Here is a 17,681-nt window from a genome sequence, read left to right on the forward strand (position 1 = left end):
CGCCACGCTGCTCAAGCGCCGCCGCGGTGTCGCCGCCAAGCGCGCCGTTGGGCGTGCGCGTCGACACTTCCGCGTCCGCAAGAACGTCAGCGGCACGGCCGAGCGTCCGCGCCTGGTCGTCACCCGCTCGCTGCGGCACATGGTCGCCCAGGTCGTCGACGACACCAAGGGTCACACCCTGGCGTCGGCGTCGACCCTGGACGCCTCGCTGCGTGGTGCGGAGGGCGACAAGAGCGCCCTGGCTGGCAAGGTGGGCGCGCTGCTCGCCGAGCGGGCCAAGGCCGCCGGCGTCTCCAAGGTCGTCTTCGACCGCGGCGGTAACCGGTACGCGGGGCGAGTCGCCGCGCTTGCCGACGCCGCCCGCGAAGCCGGGCTCGAGTTCTAACAACCCCGTCACGAGAGAGAAGGAAGGCTGCTGATGCCAGGTCAACAGCGCCGTGGCGGCGGGTCCGGTGGCAACGAGGGTGGTCGCCGCGACAACCGCCGTGAGGGCGGCCGCGGAAACGCGCCCGTCGAGAAGACCCCGCACCTTGAGCGGGTCGTCGCGATCAACCGCGTCGCCAAGGTCGTGAAGGGTGGTCGTCGCTTCAGCTTCACCGCCCTGGTGATCGTGGGCGACGGCGACGGCACGGTCGGCGTGGGCTACGGAAAGGCCAAGGAGGTGCCCGCGGCCATCGCCAAGGGTGTCGAGGAGGCCAAGAAGCACTTCTTCAAGGTCCCGCGGATCGGTCAGTCGATCCCGCACCCGGTGACGGGTGAGGACGCCGCTGGTGTGGTGCTGCTCAAGCCGGCCTCGGCCGGTACGGGTGTCATCGCCGGTGGACCGGTGCGTGCCGTGCTGGAGTGCGCTGGGATCCACGACGTGCTCTCCAAGAGCCTCGGTTCGTCGAACCCGATCAACATCGTGCACGCCACCGTGGCGGCCCTGAAGGGGCTTGAGTCCCCCGAGCAGGTCGCGGCGCGTCGTGGTCTGCCGGTGGAGGACGTCGCGCCGGCCGCCATGCTGGCGTCGCGTGCGGGGGTGGCGCACTGATGGCACGCCTGAAGGTCACCCAGCTCCGGTCCGGTATCGGGACCAAGCACAACCAGCGTGAGTCGCTGCGTTCGCTCGGTCTCAAGCGGATCAACGACGTGGTGGTCAAGGAGGACCGGCCCGAGATCCGCGGCATGATCTTCACTGTGAGCCACCTCGTGAAGGTCGAGGAGGTCGAGTAATGACGATCAAGGTGCATCACCTGCGCCCGGCGCCCGGTTCCAAGACCGCGAAGACCCGTGTGGGTCGCGGTGAGGGTTCCAAGGGCAAGACCGCTGGTCGCGGTACCAAGGGTTCCAAGGCCCGCAAGAACATCTCGGCGGCGTTCGAGGGTGGGCAGATGCCCATCCACATGCGCCTGCCGAAGATGAAGGGCTTCAAGAACAAGTTCAAGGTGGTCTTCCAGGTTGTCAACCTGGACCGACTCGCTGAGCTGTTCCCGAATGGTGGTCAGGTCGGCCCGCTGGAGCTCGTTGAGTCCGGCGCCGTCCGCAAGGGTCACCCGGTCAAGGTCCTCGGCACCGGGGACCTCGGCGGTGTGGCGCTCCAGGTGTCTGCGCACGCGTTCAGTGCGTCGGCCAAGGAGAAGATCGCTGCCGCCGGTGGCTCCGTCACCGAGCTGTAAGGCGTACGACCATGGCGCCCGTCCAGTTGAGAGCAACTGGCGGGCGCCGTGGTCTACCTGGGGCCTGAGCGCCCGGTAACATCGGTTTCGATTTATGTAGTCGGGCGCATCTGCCCGGACCGGGGTGAGGCTGTTAGAGTCCCATCCCAGCCATGGATTGCGGGCACTCGCCCGTGATCCACCTCGACCCGCCAGGGATCACCGGCGGCCCGCCTCGCGCAGGAGGAAGAAGTTGCTGTCCGCCTTTCTCAGTGCGTTCCGTACGCCTGACCTGCGCAAGAAGCTGCTGTTCACAGTAGGCATCATCGCGGTCTACCGGCTGGGTGCAACGCTCCCCAGCCCGGGCGTCTCGTACGGCAACGTGCAGAAGTGCCTCGACACCATCCAGGGTGACACCACCGGGGTGGTGAACCTTCTCAACCTCTTCTCCGGCGGAGCGCTGCTACAGCTCTCGGTCTTCGCGCTGGGCATCATGCCCTACATCACCGCGTCGATCATCCTGCAGCTGCTGACCGTCGTGATCCCCCGCCTGGAGCAGCTCCGCAAGGAGGGCCAGGCCGGTCAGGCGAAGATCACCCAGTACACCCGCTACCTGACCCTCGGTCTCGGTGTGCTGCAGGCCTCGGCGTTCGTGGCCCTGGCCCGCTCGGGCCAGCTGTTCCAGAACCGCTGCGACCAGTTCCCGATCATCCCCACCGGCACCGGCATCCCGGACTGGCTGACCCTGACCATCCTGGTGATGACGATGACCGCCGGCACCGGCATGGTCATGTGGCTCGGTGAGCTGATCACCGACCGCGGCGTCGGCAACGGCATGTCCGTCCTGATCTTCACCTCGATCGCGGCGCGGCTGCCCAGCGAGGGCTGGCAGATCAAGACCAGCAAGGGCTGGGACATGTTCGCCCTGGTCATCGCGCTGGTCCTGGTGGTCATCACCGCTGTCACCTTCATCGAGCAGGCGCAGCGCCGGATCCCGGTGCAGTACGCCAAGCGGATGATCGGCCGGCGGATGTACGGCGGCACCTCGACCTACATCCCGCTCAAGGTCAACCAGGCGGGTGTGATCCCGGTCATCTTCGGCTCGTCGCTGCTCTACCTGCCGCAGTTGGCGCTGCAGTTCTTCGACCAGACCGACCCGGGCAAGACCCAGTCGTGGATCCAGAACAACCTGGTCAACCCGAGCAGCCCGATCTACATCGCCGTCTACTTCCTGATGATCATCTTCTTCACGTACTTCTACGTCTCGATCACGTTCAACCCGACCGAGGTCGCTGACAACATGAAGAAGTACGGCGGGTTCGTGCCGGGCATCCGCCCGGGCAAGCCGACCGCCGACTACCTCGACTTCATCCTCAGCCGGATCACCCTGCCGGGCGCGCTCTACCTCGGCGTCATCTCGATCCTGCCGAACTTCTTCTTCATCTGGCTGGACAACCAGCAGTACCAGAACTTCCCGTTCGGCGGCACCGCTGTGCTCATCATGGTCGGCGTCGGTCTGGAGACCGTGAAGCAGATCGAGAGCCAACTCATGCAGCGGAACTACGAAGGGTTCCTGCGGTAGATGAGACTCGTTCTGGTTGGCCCGCCGGGCGCGGGCAAGGGCACGCAGGCCGAGTTCATCGCCGCGCACCTCTCGGTGCCGAAGATTTCGACCGGAGACATCTTCCGGTCGAACGTCACCCAGGGCACGCCGCTCGGTGTCGAGGCGAAGCGGTACATGGACGCGGGCGAGCTGGTTCCGGACGAGGTCACCATCAACATGGTCCGGGACCGGCTGGCCGAGCCCGACGCCAGCGAGGGTTTCCTGCTCGACGGCTTCCCGCGGACGACTCCGCAGGCGGCCGCTCTGGACAAGCTCCTGGCCGATCTGGGCACCGCCCTGGATCTGGTCCTGGAGCTGGTCGTCGACGACGACGAGGTGATCAGGCGGCTCTCCGGCAGGCGTACCTGCCGGGGCTGCGGCAAGATCTGGCACGTCGAGTTCGACGCCACCACCCGGCCCGGCATCTGTGACCGGTGCGGCGCCGAGTTGTTCCAGCGCGACGACGACAAGCCGGAGACGATCGCCACGCGGCTCCGCGAATACAGCGAGAAGACCGCACCCCTGGTCGACTACTACGGCGCTCAGGGCAAGCTGGTCGGGATCGACGCCACCGGGCCGGTGGAGGACGTCACCACCCGGGCCATCGACGCGTTGCGGTCGTACGGCGGCTGAGGTCCGGCCGGGCCACGGCGGATAGAGTGCGAACAGCGGGGTACGCATTATGTGCCCCGCTGTTCGGCAACGAAAGGTAACCGCTCCATGCGTCGTCCCCAGCTGGACATCCAGCTGAAGACCCCTGACCAGATCGAGAAGATGCGGGCCGCCGGGCTGGTGGTGGCCGAGGCGCTACGCCGGATGCGGGAGGCTGTGGCCCCCGGTGTGAGCACCGCCGATCTGGACGCCATCGCCGAGGCGACCATCCGCGAGGCGGGCGGCGTTCCGTCGTTCAAGGGCTACCACGGTTTTCCGGCGTCGATCTGCTCCTCGGTCAACGAGCAGATCGTGCACGCCATCCCGTCGCCGAAGCAGGTGCTCCAGGCCGGTGACCTGATCTCCATCGACTGCGGCGCGGTGCTGGACGGGTGGCACGGCGATTCCGCGATCACGGTAGGGGTCGGTGATGTCGACCCGGCGCTGCTGAAGATGGCCGAGGTCGCCGAGGACGCGATGTGGGCGGGCATCGCCGCCGCCGCCCGTGGTGCGGCCAGTGGCAAGGGCCGCCTCACCGACATCTCGCACGCCGTGGAGACCGCTGTCCGCAAGGGCGGCCGGTACGGCATCGTCGACGGCTACGGCGGGCACGGCATCGGCACCGAGATGCACCAGGACCCGCACGTGCTCAACCACGGTCGGCCGGGCAAGGGTCCGCGGCTGGTCCCCGGGATGGCCCTGGCCATCGAGCCGATGATCACCATGGCGTCCCCGCGTACCGCCGAGTTGGCCGACGGGTGGACTGTCGTCACCCGGGACGGCTCGGTGGCCGCGCACGTCGAGCACTCGATGGCGTTGCTGCCGGACGGCGTCTGGGTGCTCACCGCGTTCGACGGTGGTCGCGCCCGCCTGGGCGACCTGGTAACCGCCCGCCAACCCGCGGCCACAAAAACCCCCTAACCCCGTTTCCCTCCCGTCGATCATGAAGTTATTGCTCTGACACGCCGGTGAGGCGGGCAACAAGTTCATGATCGTCCGTTGTTCGGGGCCCGGCGGGGTGGCGCGACGGTGGCATGCTTGCCGGCATGGACGGGCGCGACGGGATGCGAGCCGCGGACGCGGACCGTGCGGCGGTGGCCGACCGGTTGCGGGTCGCCCTGGACGAGGGCCGACTGGATCTGCACGAGTACGACGAGCGGTTGCAGCGGGCCTACGCGGCACGCACGTACGCCGACCTCGAGGCCCTGCTGACCGACCTGCCGCCGGTGACGCCGGCGCAGCGGTCGGGCCTGGCGCCGGCCGCCGGGCCGACGGTGAGCCTGCTGGGTGACGAGCTCGATCCGGCCTTCAGCAGGGGCGTCACCGCCCGCTGGTTGGCCGAGGTGTGGTTCCCGTACCTGTGGGTGATCCCCATCGTGGTGACCATCTGGGCGGTGACGTCGGTGCTCAGCCAGGACCTGCTCTACTTCTGGCCGGCCTGGGTGGCGGGGCCGTGGGGCGCGGTGCTTGTGGTCCGCACGGTGGGAGGGCTGGCCGCGAAGGAGCCCCAACGCCAGGCCGTCAAGCGCCAACGTCGCCGAGAGCGCAAGCAGGCAAAGCGCGCCCGCAAACTGGACGACAAGCCCCCAACCCCCTAACCCCCCCGCACCCCCCGCACCCCCGGACCGCACCCCCGCACCCCCCGTTGATCATGGAGTTATTGCCGCCGATCCCGGCGTGTCGTGACAATAACCTCATGATCAACGGGGTCGGGGGCGGGGCCGTTTGGGTTGCCGCACCGTGGGGTGGGTGGTCGGTTTGGCGGGGGAGCGCAGGCCGGCGTACACTTTCAGATCGGCGCACAGCGTCCACTCCGGCATGCCCACCCTGCGCTTCGGTGGGAGCTGGAGCCGCGGCTGGCGCGGGCTTCTGATTCTGATCAGATTTCCGTGTAAGACGTTGTGGGCCGCCCGGAGCAATCGACGTCAGGACAGCGGAGGACATGCCGAAAAAAGACGGAGCCATTGAGATCGAGGGTCGGGTCATCGAGCCCCTGCCGAACGCCATGTTCCGGGTGGAGCTCGCGAACGGCCACAAGGTGTTGGCTCACATCAGCGGCAAGATGCGGCAGCACTACATCCGCATCCTTCCGGAGGACCGGGTCGTCGTCGAACTTTCGCCGTACGACCTGACCCGCGGGCGCATCGTCTACCGCTACAAGTAGTCCTGACGACGGCCGGGAAGTCCCGTGTCCGTCTTCGACGTCCGGTGTCGCGTAGCGCGTCCCCGGGCCAGATGGGAAGTAAGGCAACCGTGAAGGTCAAGCCGAGCGTCAAGAGGATCTGCCAGAAGTGCCGGGTTATCCGCCGGCACGGCCGGGTCATGGTCATCTGCAGCGACCCGCGCCACAAGCAGCGCCAGGGCTGACTCAGCCCGTCCGGCCGGAGCACGGCCGGGTGGCGTTGGTCCAGGTGGATCCCCAGCGACACACACATCACACATGCTCGTCCCAGCCGCGAGCGGTACGCCAGACGTACCTCTGCGTGGCTGACCCCCGGTCGGAGGCCGGGGCCCGCTCGGGCAGCGACCGATCCCGGTCGCCGGCGCTCACCGCGTCGGAAAGACGGGACGGCCGGTAGCGGGGTGGGACGGGTCCACACCTCCGCCACACATCACAAGGAGTACGCCCGCACATGGCACGTCTAGTCGGCGTGGATCTCCCCCGCGAAAAGCGGTTGGAGATCGCGCTCACCTACATCTTCGGGGTCGGTCGCACCCGCGCCCTGGAGACACTCGCCGCTACCGGCATCTCGCCGGACAAGCGCGCTCGGGACCTCACGGACGAGGAGCTCGTGCAGCTCCGCGACCACATCGAGGGCAACTACAAGGTTGAAGGCGACCTGCGCCGCGAGGTCGCCGCTGACATCCGCCGCAAGGTTGAGATCGGCTGCTACGCCGGCATCCGGCACCGCCGGGGCCTGCCCGTGCGTGGCCAGCGGACCAAGACCAACGCCCGGACCCGCAAGGGCCCGAAGCGGACCGTCGCCGGCAAGAAGAAGCCCGGCAAGAAGTAGTTCTTGACCGGATGACGGGGTCGGCCGCCGCCGAGGTGGGTCAGGCCGCAACCCGATCCGGAAAGTCAACTAGGAGCGCACAGACTTATGCCACCGAAGGCTCGTGCCGGAGCCGCTGTAAAGAAGGTCCGGCGCAAGGAACGCAAGAACGTCGCCCACGGGCAGGCGCACATCAAGAGCACGTTCAACAACACCATCGTGTCCATCACGGACCCGACCGGTGCGGTCATCTCCTGGGCCTCCGCTGGCCAGGTGGGCTTCAAGGGCTCCCGCAAGTCGACTCCGTTCGCTGCGCAGCTGGCCGCCGAGGCTGCCGCGCGTCGCGCCATGGAGCACGGCATGCGCAAGGTCGACGTGTTCGTCAAGGGCCCCGGCTCCGGCCGGGAAACCGCCATCCGTTCGCTGCAGGCCGTGGGCCTCGAGGTCGGCCAGATCGCCGACGTCACCCCGCAGCCGCACAACGGGTGCCGTCCGCCGAAGCGTCGCCGGGTCTGAGAGGTAGAGAGAGATGGCTCGTTACACCGGTGCAGACTGCCGCCGTTGCCGGCGGGAGAAGATGAAGCTGTTCCTCAAGGGCAGCAAGTGCGATGGTCCGAAGTGCCCGTTCGAGTCCCGGCCGTTCCCGCCCGGGCAGCACGGCCGCGGCCGCACCAAGGAGACGGAGTACCTGCTCCAGCTCCGTGAGAAGCAGAAGGCCCGTCGGGTTTACGGCGTGCTGGAGAAGCAGTTCCGCGGTTACTACGAGGAAGCCGTTGGCAAGCAGGCCAAGACCGGTGAGGTCCTCCTGCAGATCCTCGAGTCGCGGCTGGACAACGTCGTTTACCGGGCCGGCTACGCCCACTCGCGGGACATGGCCCGCCAGTTGGTCAAGCACGGTCACTTCACGGTGAACGGCAAGAAGGTCGACATCCCGTCGTACCGCGTCAAGGAGCACGACATCATCGAGGTTCGGGGCAAGAGCAAGGAGCTCACCCCGTTCATCGTCGCGCAGGCTCAGGCCGGCTCGAAGACGGTTCCGGCGTGGCTTGAGGCCATCCCGAGCCAGATGAAGGTGCTCGTGCACTCCCTCCCGGCCCGGCAGGTCATCGACACGCAGGTCCAGGAGCAGTTGATCGTCGAGCTCTACTCCAAGTAGTCCGAGCTCGTTCGGTGGCCCGCCCTTCGGGGCGGGCCACCGGAACAGTTTGTGTCGTGGGCGTCAAATAGCGGGCGCCCCGGAAGAGAAGAGAAAAGATGCTCATCAGCCAGCGACCCTCCCTCTCCGAGGAGTCGATCAACGAGACCCGTTCCCGGTTCGCCATCGAGCCGCTGGAGCCGGGCTTCGGCTACACCCTGGGTAACTCGCTGCGGCGTACGCTGCTGTCGTCGATCCCGGGCGCGGCCGTCACCTCGATCAAGATCGACGGTGTGCTGCACGAGTTCACCACGATCCCCGGTGTCAAGGAGGACGTGGTCGAGCTCGTCATGAACATCAAGGAGCTGTGCGTCAGCTCCGAGCACGACGAGCCGGTCAGCATGTACCTGCGTAAGCAGGGCCCGGGCGACGTGACCGCGGGCGACATCCAGCCCCCGGCCGGCGTCTCGGTGCACAACCCGGACCTCAAGCTCGCCACCCTGAACGGCAAGGGCCGGCTCGACATGGAGCTGACCGTCGAGCGGGGCCGGGGCTACGTGACGGCGGCGCAGAACAAGCAGTCCGGCGCCGAGATCGGCCGCATCCCGGTCGACTCGATCTACTCGCCGGTGCTGAAGGTGACCTACCGCGTCGAGGCGACCCGTGTCGAGCAGCGCACCGACTTCGACCGGCTGATCATCGACGTCGAGACCAAGCCGTCGATGGGTCCGCGTACCGCGCTGGCCTCCGCCGGTTCGACGCTCGTGGAGCTGTTCGGGCTCGCCCGGGAGCTGGACGAGACCGCCGAGGGCATCGACATCGGGCCGTCCCCGCAGGACGCCCAGCTGGCGGCGGACCTCGCTCTGCCGATCGAGGAGCTGGACCTCACCGTCCGCTCCTACAACTGCCTCAAGCGCGAGGGCATCAACTCCGTTGGTGAGCTCATCGGGCGTACCGAGGCCGACCTCCTCGACATTCGCAACTTCGGTCAGAAGTCGATCGACGAGGTCAAGATGAAGCTCGCCGGGATGGGTCTCGGGCTGAAGGACTCGGCTCCGAACTTCGACCCGGCGCACGTCGTGGACACCTTCGGCGAGGCCGACTACGACACCGACGACTACCGCGAGACCGAGCAGCTCTAGTCCGCGCTGCCGCCACAACTGAGGAGCACCAAAAATGCCCACGCCCACCAAGGGCCCCCGCCTCGGCGGCAGCCCCTCGCACGAGCGGCTGATGCTGGCCAACCTGGCGACCGCGCTGTTCCAGCACGGGAAGATCCAGACCACCGAGACGAAGGCCCGGCGGCTGCGCCCGCTGGCCGAGCAGCTCATCACGAAGGCCAAGCGCGGTGACCTCGCCTCGCGGCGTCGGGTGCTGGGTGTCGTCAAGGACAAGGACGTGGTCTACGCCCTGTTCGACCAGATCGCGCCCCGGTACTCCAACCGCCCCGGCGGTTACACCCGGATCGTGAAGACCGGTCCGCGCAAGGGTGACAACGCGCCGATGGCCATCATCGAGCTGGTGGAGGAGCTTCAGGTCGCCGAGCCGAAGGTGAACAAGAAGACCGCCGCCCGCAAGGCCGCGCAGCAGGACAAGGTCGAGGCGCTCGCCCCGGCCGACGAGTCCCCGAAGTCGGCTCCGGCCGACCAGGACTCCGAGGCGCCGGTGTCGGCGTCCGGTGACACCGACGCCGCCCGCGAGGACAGCGACGAGGCCACCGAGAACAAGGCCTGATCAAGGGCATTGTCGGGCCCGGCACCCCATCGGGGTGTCGGGCCCGACCCGTAACAGGAGGTACGAGGTGGACGAGTGGATCCGGCTGCGGCTGGACGTCTCGTACGACGGCACCGACTTCTCCGGCTGGGCAGCCCAGCCGACCAGGCGCACTGTCGCGGGGGTGCTCGTCGAAACCCTGGACCTGGTCCTGGGCGCCGGTACGGCCACCGGCCTGACGGTGGCCGGGCGGACCGACGCCGGAGTGCACGCCACCGGGCAGGTGTGCCACGTGGACCTGCCCGTGGAGGTGTGGCGCCAGCACGAGGGACGGCTGCTGCGTCGCGTTGCCCGGCTGCTCCCCACCGACGTGCGGGTACGGGCGATGACCGAGGTGCCGGCCGACTTCGACGCCCGGTTCTCGGCCACCTTCCGGCGCTACGAGTACCGGGTCACCGATGCGCCCTTCGGCGCCGAGCCGTTGCGCCGCCACGAGGTGCTGGCCTGGCCGAAGCCGTTGGACCTGGCCGCGCTGAACGCCGCAGCGACCGGGTTGGTGGGGGAGCACGACTTCGCCGCGTACTGCCGACGCAAGGAGCACGCCACCACGCTGCGTGAGGTGACCCGGCTGGACTGGCGTCGCGACGCGGACGGCATCCTGGTCGCCACAGTGCAGGCCGACGCGTTCTGCCAGGCGATGGTGCGCAGCCTGGTGGGAGCCATGCTGGTGGCCGGGGACGGCCGCCGCCCGGTCGAGTGGCCGGGAACTCTGCTCACCCAGCGGGAGCGGTCCAGCGAGGTGACGGTGGCCCCCGCGCGCGGGCTGACACTGGTCGCCGTCGGCTACCCGGCGGATCCGGCCGAGTACGCCCACCGCGCCACCCTCACCCGCCGGTTGCGGGTCCCGATCGAGGGTTGACCGTCCGCACTGTCACTCGCCCGGCAGATCGCCCTGGTTGGCGCTGCTGCCGGTAGGTGCCGCCGTCGGTTGCGCGGCGGTGCCACCGTCGGCCCGGCTCTGCAGCACGCCCCGGCTGAGGTGCAGCTCGATCATGTCGAACAGGATTTCGCGGACCTTGGCGTCACCGGCCTTGACCGCCGCGCCGTCCTTGCGGACCACCAGCGCGTACGCCAGGTAGTGGCCACGGACCTGCCAGCCGACGCGTGCCGGAGCGTTGGCCAGAACATCGGTGCCGTCGCCGTCGTCGGCGGTGAGGCCACGGAAACGGCCCTGCCGATCGTCGAGCAGTTGCCGGAGCCGGTCTCGGGCTCGTTCCGCGCTGACCTTGTCGGTGAGGTTGAACAGGCCGGCGGTGACCAGGTGGCTGTCGTCGGGCGTACTCAGCGTGGCCCGGACGACCTGGTTGCAGCCGAGCCGGACCAGCAGGTCGGCTACCTCGTCGGTGGCGGCGACGGCGCAACTGCCGCTGGACTGTGTCTTGAGCACCTGGTAGCTCGGCTGGTCGGCGGTGAGCTTCAACTCCCTGCCGGGGAAGAGTTCCTTTGCGGTGAGCGGGGCCTGGTCGGTGTCCCGGGAGTCGAGGGCCAGCCGTTCCGCCGGTGCCGACGTCGGGGCGGCGTTCGGCTGGTACGTCGGGTTGCTCTGCGGCTGCTCGTTGCGATTGCTGAGCAGCGCGGCGGCGCCGAGGCCGCAGAGGGCGAGCAGCACCAGGACGGCTGCGCCGCCGATCAGTACCTGCCACAGTCGGCCGCCGCCGCGCCGGGCGGGCGGCTCCGCCGACGTCGCCGAAGTGTAGATCTGGCTGCGCGGCGGGGCGGGCGGGATGTCGGCACGTGTCGGCAGTGGATGGGGCGCATCGGCGCGGGCGGCCGGCCCGGGCTGCGGCACGTCGGCGCGAGCCGGCGCCGGCTGTGACGAGGGCAGCGAGAGCTGGTTCGGCCGGGGCAGCGACGGCGTGGGGAAACGCGACGGAGAGGGCCCGGCCGCCGGGGGCGGACCGGCGCCGAGCACCGACAGGTCGGACCCGGGCTCCGGGTACTCCTCGAAAGCGTCCTCATCGGACTGGTACCGATACACCATGTCGCCCAGAGTAGGAGCCATTGTCCCTTTAGGGGGTAATATCGGGTAAATGTGTGTGTGGGCCGTGTCAGGTCCGCCCCGGACCGGTGCGAGAATTGCCGGGTGACCGGCGACCACTACTTCACCGCTCAGCCCACCAGCGACGCCCCGGCGCGCGAGGTCGAGTTCTCCGTCGCCGACCGCGACTACCGGCTCGCCTCGGCCGGCGGGGTCTTCTCCGCCAGCCGACTCGACCCGGGCACCGCGGTGCTGCTGCGCAAGGCCGAGCTGCCCGCCGCCGGTACCACCGGCGACCTGCTCGACCTCGGCTGCGGGTTCGGGCCGATCAGCTGCGTGCTGGCCGACCTCGCCCCCACCAGCACCATCTGGGCCGTCGACGTCAACGCCCGGGCCCGCGAGCTGACCGTCGCCAACGCGGCTCGTGTCGGCGCCGCCGACCGGGTCCGGGTCAGCGCGCCGGACGACGTTCCGGACGGCGTCCGCTTCGCCCAGATCTGGTCGAACCCGCCCATCCGGATCGGCAAGGACGGGCTGCACGACCTGTTGCTGCGCTGGCTGCCCCGACTCGCCCCGGACGGCGTCGGCTGGTTGGTGGTAGCCCGACACCTCGGCGGCGACTCGCTGCAACGCTGGCTCACCGAGCAGAGCTGGCAGGTCGAGCGGCACGCCAGCCAAAAGGGCTTCCGGGTGCTGCGCGTCACCCGGTAATTGGATATACCCCCCGACCCTCGTTGGGGCAGGATCCCGGCGTGGGATACGTGGACGTGGCAGCGGTCGGGCACATCCTGCCCGACGGTCGGGAACTCTTCGCCGACGTGTCGTTCCGGGTCGGGGAGGGCAGCAAGGTCGCCCTCGTCGGGCCGAACGGCGCGGGAAAGACGACGCTGCTGAGGATGGTCGCCGGCGACCTGCCGGTACGCAGCGGCGTCGTCGCACGGGCCGGCGGGCTGGGTGTGATGCGCCAGTTCATCGGCATGATCGGCGACGAGTCGACCCTCGCCGACCTGGCGCTGTCGCTGGCCCCGCCGGCGCTTCGCGACGCCGGCCGGCGGCTCGCCGAGACCGAGGCGGCCATGCGGGCGGCCGAGGCCCACGGCAAGTTCAGCAACGCCGCGGGCAAGGCCCAGCTGGCGTACGCCGATGCGCTCGGCGCCTGGGGCGAGGCCGGCGGGTACGACGCCGAGGTGCTGTTCGACACCGTCGCGACAATCGTGCTCGACCAGCCGTGGGACGCCGTCCGGGACCGCCCGGTGCGTACCCTCTCCGGCGGCCAGCAGAAGCGCTTCGCCCTGGAGTTGCTGCTGCGCGGCCCGGACGAGGTGCTGCTGCTCGACGAACCGGACAACTTCCTCGACGTGCCCGGCAAGCGCTGGCTGGAGGCACGACTGCGCGAGTCGACGAAGTCGGTGCTCTACGTCTCGCACGACCGCGAGTTGTTGGCCCAGAGCGCCGACCGGGTGGTCGCCGTCGAGGGCGGCAGCGCCTGGGTGCACCCGGGTGGCTTCGCCAGTTGGTACGAGGCGCGGGTGGCCCGGCACGCTCGTCTCGACGAGCTGCGCCGACGCTGGGACGAGGAGCACCAGAAGCTGCGTGACCTGGTGCTGATGTACAAGCAGAAAGCCGCGTACAACGACGGGTTGGCCTCGCGCTACCAGGCCGCGCAGACCCGGCTGCGCAAGTTCGAGGAGGCCGGGCCGCCGCCCGTACCCCCGAAGGACCAGGACATCCGGATGCGCCTGTCCGGCGGGCGGACCGGCAAGCGCGCGGTCATTTGCGAGCAGTTGGAGCTGGACGGCCTGACATTCCCCTTCGACCTGGAGATCTGGTACGGCGACCGGGTGGCGGTGCTCGGCGCCAACGGCACCGGCAAGTCGCACTTCCTGCGGTTGCTGGCCCGTGGCGGCACCGACCCCGACCCGGCGAACGGGCCGGTCGACGGGGCGGGCGCGCTCACGCCGGTGGCGCACGACGGCATGGCCCGCCTCGGCGCCCGGGTCCGCCCCGGGCACTTCTCCCAGACCCACGACCGGCCGGAGCTGATGTCGAAGACGCTCGTCGAGATCCTCTGGCGTGGTGACGAGCACCGCACCGGAATGGACCGGCACGCGGCGATGGGGGTGCTCAGTCGCTACGAGCTGGCCGCGCAGGGCGACCAGCGCTTCGGCACGCTCTCCGGCGGGCAGCAGGCCCGGTTCCTGGTGCTGCTGCTGGAGCTGTCCGGGGCGACCCTGCTGCTGCTCGACGAGCCCACCGACAACCTCGATCTGGCAAGCGCGGAAGCGCTCGAAACGGGCCTGAACGCCTTCGAGGGAACGGTGATCGCGGTCACCCACGATCGTTGGTTCACCCGTTCGTTCGACAGGTTCGTACTGTTCCGGGGCGACAGCGAGGTGGTGGAGACGCCGGAACCGGTCTGGGACGTCGGGTGATCCCCACCGACCTGCCCGACCGCCTGTGCGGCGTCGAGGGGGTGGTCGCCGTGGCGCTCGGTGGCAGCCGGGCCCGCGGCGAGCACCGCCCCGACTCCGACTGGGACCTGGGCCTGTACTACAAGGACGGGCTGGACGTGCCGGCGTTGCGGGCGGTGGCCGCGACGGTCGCGGATGACCCCGAAGTAGTTCTCACCGCCCCGGGTGGTTGGGGGCCCTGGGTCGACGGTGGTGGTTGGCTGCGAATCGGCGGGGTCGCCGTGGACTGGATCTACCGGGATCTCGACCGGGTGCACCGCGCCTGGACGGAATGCCAGGTCGGCCGGTACGAGGTCGGCGTGCAGGCCGGGCACCCACTCGGTTTCTACTCGTCCGCCTACGTCGGCGAAGTGGCGCTGTGCCAGGTGCTGGCGGATCCGGCCGGCCAGCTGACCCGGCTGAAGGAGCAGACCCGGGACTATCCACCCGCGCTGGCCGACGCGCTGGTGGCCGGCGGCTGGGAGGCCGGGTTTCTGCTCAGCGGCGCGGCCAAGGCCGCCGTCGGCGGGGACAGCGGGTACGTCGCCGGCTGCCTGTTCCGGACGATCGGGGTGCTCGCCCAGGTGCTGCACGCCCGGGCGGGCCGGTGGTTGGTCAACGAGAAGGGGATGATCGCCGCCGCAGGGCGGCTGCCCGGGGCCCCGCCACACTTCGAGCAGCGGGCGCAGGCTCTGCTCGGCGCCGTCGGCCGCCGCCCCGACGAGCTGGCCGCCACCGTCGGAGCCGCCCGTGAGCTGGTCACCGAGGTGGTCGGCTGAGCCGCCGCCGAGGTGGCCTGCGCTCGGTGGACATAGGGTGGATCTCGTGACTGAGTTAACGCTTACCCACGGATGAATCCAGGGGATTTCCGGCTCGGACCGCATTCGACCCCGCATCCCGAAGGGAGGTGGTCACATGCCTTACGTCGTCAGCACCGGCACGGTCGCGCTCTACCGTGGCGAGGATCGTCCTCGCGGCGTTGAGGTCGCGGCAGGCGGTGAAACCGCAGGCAGCGCACTCGAAAATTCTGACATTCAAACCGATGCGCTGCTTGGCTCTCGCCGCGCACGAGGAACACGTCATGGTTGTGTAGGCGGGCGGAACCAGCACCACCTTTCGGCCCGCCCGCGTGCCCTGCTGGATCAATTCCCGCTTCGCCGTGCCGATCGCGGCGTCAGCGGCTTTACGTGCCATCGTGGACCTGGTCAGGAACGTCGGTTTGAAGTCTTCCACGGCAATCACCTGGTGGTGGTCGACGACTCGTTTCGCCCACTGGCGGGAGTCGTGGATGTTCTGTCGGGCAGCTTTCTTGTGCAACTTCGCCGCCGCGCGCTTGGCCCTTCGGTAGCCGTTGGACTGCGCATGGCCCTGCGGGCGGCGTCGGCGGGCCATCTTCCGCTGCGCCCTGGCCAACTCAGCGGCGCACCGCTTGCGATGCCCGAGGTGCGGCAAATCGAATCGGGCATCGGTGGTCGTGGCGGTGGTCTTCACGCCCCAGTCAACGCCGATCGACTTGGACGCCTCGGGTGTGGCGGCGGCCTCGCGGCGGACGACGAACGACGCGTACCAGTGGCCAAGGCTGTCTTGGTAGACGCGCACGCTGGTCGGCGGAGACGGCAGGTCCCGGGACCAGACGACGGGCATGCTGATGCCACCGGCAAGGCGCAGCCGCGTTTCGGCGATGGTGAAGCCACGCAGGGTGTACTCCATGCTGGGCAGCGACCGTTTTCGGGTCTTCACCTTCGGCCGTCCCCGGCCTTTGACGGTGAACGAGTGGCGCAGCGCGGCCGCGTACGTGCGCAGGGTCTGTTGCTGAGCGACCTGCGAGCCGGCGCGCAGCCAAGCGTTTCTGGCGCGGGCTTCAGTGAGCATCTTGGACAGCCCGCCGAAGGTGGGCTTCGCGCCAACCTCCTGCTGGTGCACGGCTTCGTTCCATAGGAATCGGCAGCGGCCCCATTCGGCGAGCAGTGCGGCCGTCGCGGTCGCGGCGGGGCGCAGCCGGTAGGTGTAGCGCACTACCTCCATCACAACAATCACTATAAATCTCGACGGCAGATAGTGCCGGGACGTTCGAGGTGGAAATCCAGACTGCCAATCTTTTGGAGCAATGGCCATTTCGTCGCCACAACCGGCGGCACGATCTCAGAGGTGGTCAACGTTATGTCGATAACCAGCGCAACGTGTGCATTGATTCCGCACCTCAACCTGATTAAAGACGAGGGTGTCTCATGAACGACCAAATGACCTATCGCCGGCTGGGCGACTCCGGGCTCGTGGTGTCCGTGGTCGGCATCGGCTGCAACAACTTCGGCCGCAAGCTCGACCTCGACGGCACCCGGGCGGTGGTGGACGCCGCCCTGGACGCCGGGATCAACCTCTTCGACACCGCCGACATCTACGGCGAGCCGCAGGGCAGCTCCGAGGAACTGCTCGGGCAGGCGCTCAAGGGACGCCGGGACGACGTGGTGGTGGCCACCAAGTTCGGCATGGACATGAACGGCCTCAACGGGCCGGACTACGGCGCGCGGGGTGCGCGGCGCTACATCGCCCGCGCTGTGGAGGCGTCGCTGCGCCGGCTCGGCACCGACCACATCGACCTGTACCAGATGCACGAACCCGACCCGGGCACACCGATCGACGAGACCCTCGCCGCCCTGGACGACCTGGTCCGCGACGGCAAGGTGCGCTACCTGGGCAACTCCAACTTCACCGGCTGGCAGATCGCCGACGCGGACTGGGTCGCCTCGTCCAACGGTCGGTCCCGCTTCATCAGCGCGCAGAACCACTACAGCCTGGTGGAGCGCTCGGTGGAGGCCGAGGTGATCCCTGCCTGTGAGCGGTTCGGCCTCGGCATGCTGCCGTTCTTCCCGCTCGCCAACGGTCTGCTCACCGGCAAGTACAAGCGCGAGGCTCAGCCGCCGGCCGGCAGCCGGCTCTCCGGCGGTGGCCGGTACGCGGAGCGGCTCGCCGCGGCCGACTGGGACACCATCGAGGCGATCGAGGCGTACGCGGCCGAGCGGGGTCTGACGATGCTCCAGGTGGCGATCGGCGGGCTGGCCGCCCAGCCAGCGGTGACCTCGGTGATCGCCGGTGCCACCACGCCCGAGCAGGTGCGTGCCAACGCCGCCGCTGGCGTCTGGGAGCCCAGCGACGACGATCTGGCGGCGCTGCGCGCCGTCCTCTGAGCGCTGCGGGGCGTGCGCTGCGTCACGCGCGGGCGTGCGCTGCGTCGCGCGCGGGCGTGCGCTGCGCATGATCCACTCGCGTTCCTTGAAGTCGGGGTGACCTGCAGTCCGGGAAGCCCCGACTTCACTGGGCCGACGTCCTCTCCACCCGAGGCGGACGGCGGTAGCCAGGTCTCCAGGTGCGCCTGGACTCCCGGCGGCAGGCCACCCCGCTCGGCCCGCAGCCGGCCACTGGAGCCGCCGTCGTCACCCACAGTGACAACCGCTGTGATGTCG

The 17,681-nt window shown here is 69.2% G+C and carries 22 protein-coding genes and 1 pseudogene; 20 read left to right on the forward strand and 3 right to left on the reverse strand.

Annotation, left to right across the window (positions count from 1 at the left end):
- The first annotated feature begins 7 nt into the window (after positions 1-7).
- From rplR to truA, 16 genes are all read left to right on the forward strand, one after another.
- On the forward strand, positions 8-385 hold the full coding sequence (gene rplR, locus AB0C20_RS18955) for a 50S ribosomal protein L18 (protein WP_181518401.1): 378 nt from the start codon (positions 8-10) through the stop codon (positions 383-385).
- Between the two features lie 33 nt (positions 386-418).
- Positions 419-1,033, forward strand: coding sequence for a 30S ribosomal protein S5 (rpsE, locus tag AB0C20_RS18960; protein WP_074314587.1), 615 nt, complete (start codon positions 419-421; stop codon positions 1,031-1,033).
- Positions 1,033-1,215, forward strand: coding sequence for a 50S ribosomal protein L30 (gene rpmD, locus AB0C20_RS18965; protein ID WP_007465262.1), 183 nt, complete (start codon positions 1,033-1,035; stop codon positions 1,213-1,215). The genes rpsE and rpmD overlap by 1 nt, the downstream gene beginning before the upstream one ends.
- Positions 1,215-1,658 (forward strand): 50S ribosomal protein L15, encoded by a 444-nt coding sequence (gene rplO, locus AB0C20_RS18970; protein ID WP_030329906.1) that lies wholly within the window; start codon positions 1,215-1,217, stop codon positions 1,656-1,658. The genes rpmD and rplO overlap by 1 nt, the downstream gene beginning before the upstream one ends.
- Before the next feature lie 232 nt (positions 1,659-1,890).
- The gene (gene secY / locus AB0C20_RS18975; RefSeq protein ID WP_238687834.1) at positions 1,891-3,219 is read left to right on the forward strand and encodes a preprotein translocase subunit SecY; all 1,329 of its coding nucleotides are present in this window, start codon (positions 1,891-1,893) and stop codon (positions 3,217-3,219) included.
- Entirely contained in the window at positions 3,220-3,873 is a 654-nt protein-coding gene (locus AB0C20_RS18980) for an adenylate kinase (protein WP_088950228.1), read from the forward strand.
- An 87-nt stretch (positions 3,874-3,960) separates the two neighbouring features.
- Entirely contained in the window at positions 3,961-4,812 is an 852-nt protein-coding gene (gene map, locus AB0C20_RS18985; protein WP_091402377.1) for a type I methionyl aminopeptidase, read from the forward strand.
- A 125-nt stretch (positions 4,813-4,937) separates the two neighbouring features.
- Entirely contained in the window at positions 4,938-5,489 is a 552-nt protein-coding gene (locus tag AB0C20_RS18990) for a DUF1707 domain-containing protein (protein WP_357189377.1), read from the forward strand.
- A gap of 344 nt (positions 5,490-5,833) precedes the next feature.
- A complete protein-coding gene (infA, locus tag AB0C20_RS18995; protein WP_007073013.1) occupies positions 5,834-6,055 on the forward strand; it encodes a translation initiation factor IF-1 in 222 nt (73 codons plus the stop codon).
- An 89-nt stretch (positions 6,056-6,144) separates the two neighbouring features.
- Complete coding sequence (gene rpmJ, locus AB0C20_RS19000) at positions 6,145-6,258, forward strand: 50S ribosomal protein L36 (RefSeq protein WP_088952025.1); 114 nt, start codon at positions 6,145-6,147, stop codon at positions 6,256-6,258.
- Between the two features lie 266 nt (positions 6,259-6,524).
- A complete protein-coding gene (gene rpsM, locus AB0C20_RS19005) occupies positions 6,525-6,905 on the forward strand; it encodes a 30S ribosomal protein S13 (protein ID WP_030329917.1) in 381 nt (126 codons plus the stop codon).
- 87 nt (positions 6,906-6,992) lie between these two features.
- Positions 6,993-7,400, forward strand: coding sequence for a 30S ribosomal protein S11 (gene rpsK, locus AB0C20_RS19010; protein ID WP_030329919.1), 408 nt, complete (start codon positions 6,993-6,995; stop codon positions 7,398-7,400).
- Between the two features lie 13 nt (positions 7,401-7,413).
- Positions 7,414-8,040: a 30S ribosomal protein S4 gene (rpsD, locus tag AB0C20_RS19015; protein WP_030489600.1), complete on the forward strand. Its 627-nt coding sequence runs from the start codon at positions 7,414-7,416 to the stop codon at positions 8,038-8,040.
- Between the two features lie 98 nt (positions 8,041-8,138).
- The gene (locus tag AB0C20_RS19020) at positions 8,139-9,161 is read left to right on the forward strand and encodes a DNA-directed RNA polymerase subunit alpha (protein WP_007465227.1); all 1,023 of its coding nucleotides are present in this window, start codon (positions 8,139-8,141) and stop codon (positions 9,159-9,161) included.
- Between the two features lie 34 nt (positions 9,162-9,195).
- Positions 9,196-9,753 carry a 50S ribosomal protein L17 gene (gene rplQ / locus AB0C20_RS19025; protein ID WP_238687832.1) on the forward strand — a complete coding sequence of 186 codons (558 nt, stop codon included), beginning with the start codon at positions 9,196-9,198 and terminating at the stop codon, positions 9,751-9,753.
- Between the two features lie 67 nt (positions 9,754-9,820).
- On the forward strand, positions 9,821-10,651 hold the full coding sequence (truA, locus tag AB0C20_RS19030) for a tRNA pseudouridine(38-40) synthase TruA (RefSeq protein WP_357189379.1): 831 nt from the start codon (positions 9,821-9,823) through the stop codon (positions 10,649-10,651).
- Between the two features lie 12 nt (positions 10,652-10,663).
- Here the strand turns inward: truA and AB0C20_RS19035 are convergent, their stop codons facing one another.
- Positions 10,664-11,773 (reverse strand): hypothetical protein, encoded by a 1,110-nt coding sequence (locus AB0C20_RS19035; RefSeq protein WP_357189381.1) that lies wholly within the window; start codon positions 11,771-11,773, stop codon positions 10,664-10,666.
- A gap of 102 nt (positions 11,774-11,875) precedes the next feature.
- On the opposite strand from AB0C20_RS19035, the gene AB0C20_RS19040 reads away from it, so the two are divergent.
- The 3 genes from AB0C20_RS19040 to AB0C20_RS19050 are packed head-to-tail and all read left to right on the forward strand — an operon-like array spanning position 11,876 to position 14,999.
- Positions 11,876-12,481 carry a methyltransferase gene (locus AB0C20_RS19040; protein WP_357189383.1) on the forward strand — a complete coding sequence of 202 codons (606 nt, stop codon included), beginning with the start codon at positions 11,876-11,878 and terminating at the stop codon, positions 12,479-12,481.
- A gap of 41 nt (positions 12,482-12,522) precedes the next feature.
- Positions 12,523-14,202: an ATP-binding cassette domain-containing protein gene (locus AB0C20_RS19045; protein ID WP_357189385.1), complete on the forward strand. Its 1,680-nt coding sequence runs from the start codon at positions 12,523-12,525 to the stop codon at positions 14,200-14,202.
- Complete coding sequence (locus AB0C20_RS19050; RefSeq protein WP_357189387.1) at positions 14,199-14,999, forward strand: nucleotidyltransferase domain-containing protein; 801 nt, start codon at positions 14,199-14,201, stop codon at positions 14,997-14,999. Before AB0C20_RS19045 ends, AB0C20_RS19050 begins: the two co-directional genes overlap by 4 nt.
- 55 nt (positions 15,000-15,054) lie before the next feature.
- Here AB0C20_RS19050 and AB0C20_RS19055 read toward each other — a convergent pair whose 3' ends face one another.
- The gene (locus tag AB0C20_RS19055; RefSeq protein ID WP_330441300.1) at positions 15,055-16,245 is read right to left on the reverse strand and encodes a transposase; all 1,191 of its coding nucleotides are present in this window, start codon (positions 16,243-16,245) and stop codon (positions 15,055-15,057) included.
- Between the two features lie 215 nt (positions 16,246-16,460).
- Between AB0C20_RS19055 and AB0C20_RS19060 the strand changes: the two genes are divergently transcribed.
- Complete coding sequence (locus AB0C20_RS19060; protein WP_238687864.1) at positions 16,461-17,405, forward strand: aldo/keto reductase; 945 nt, start codon at positions 16,461-16,463, stop codon at positions 17,403-17,405.
- Positions 17,406-17,596: 191 nt separating this feature from the next.
- Here AB0C20_RS19060 and AB0C20_RS19065 read toward each other — a convergent pair.
- Positions 17,597-17,681 (reverse strand): annotated as a pseudogene (locus AB0C20_RS19065) (2-phospho-L-lactate transferase CofD family protein); the annotation flags it as partial.

The organism is Micromonospora sp. NPDC048843 (genome assembly GCF_040649965.1).
Lineage (GTDB): Bacteria > Actinomycetota > Actinomycetes > Mycobacteriales > Micromonosporaceae > Micromonospora > Micromonospora hortensis.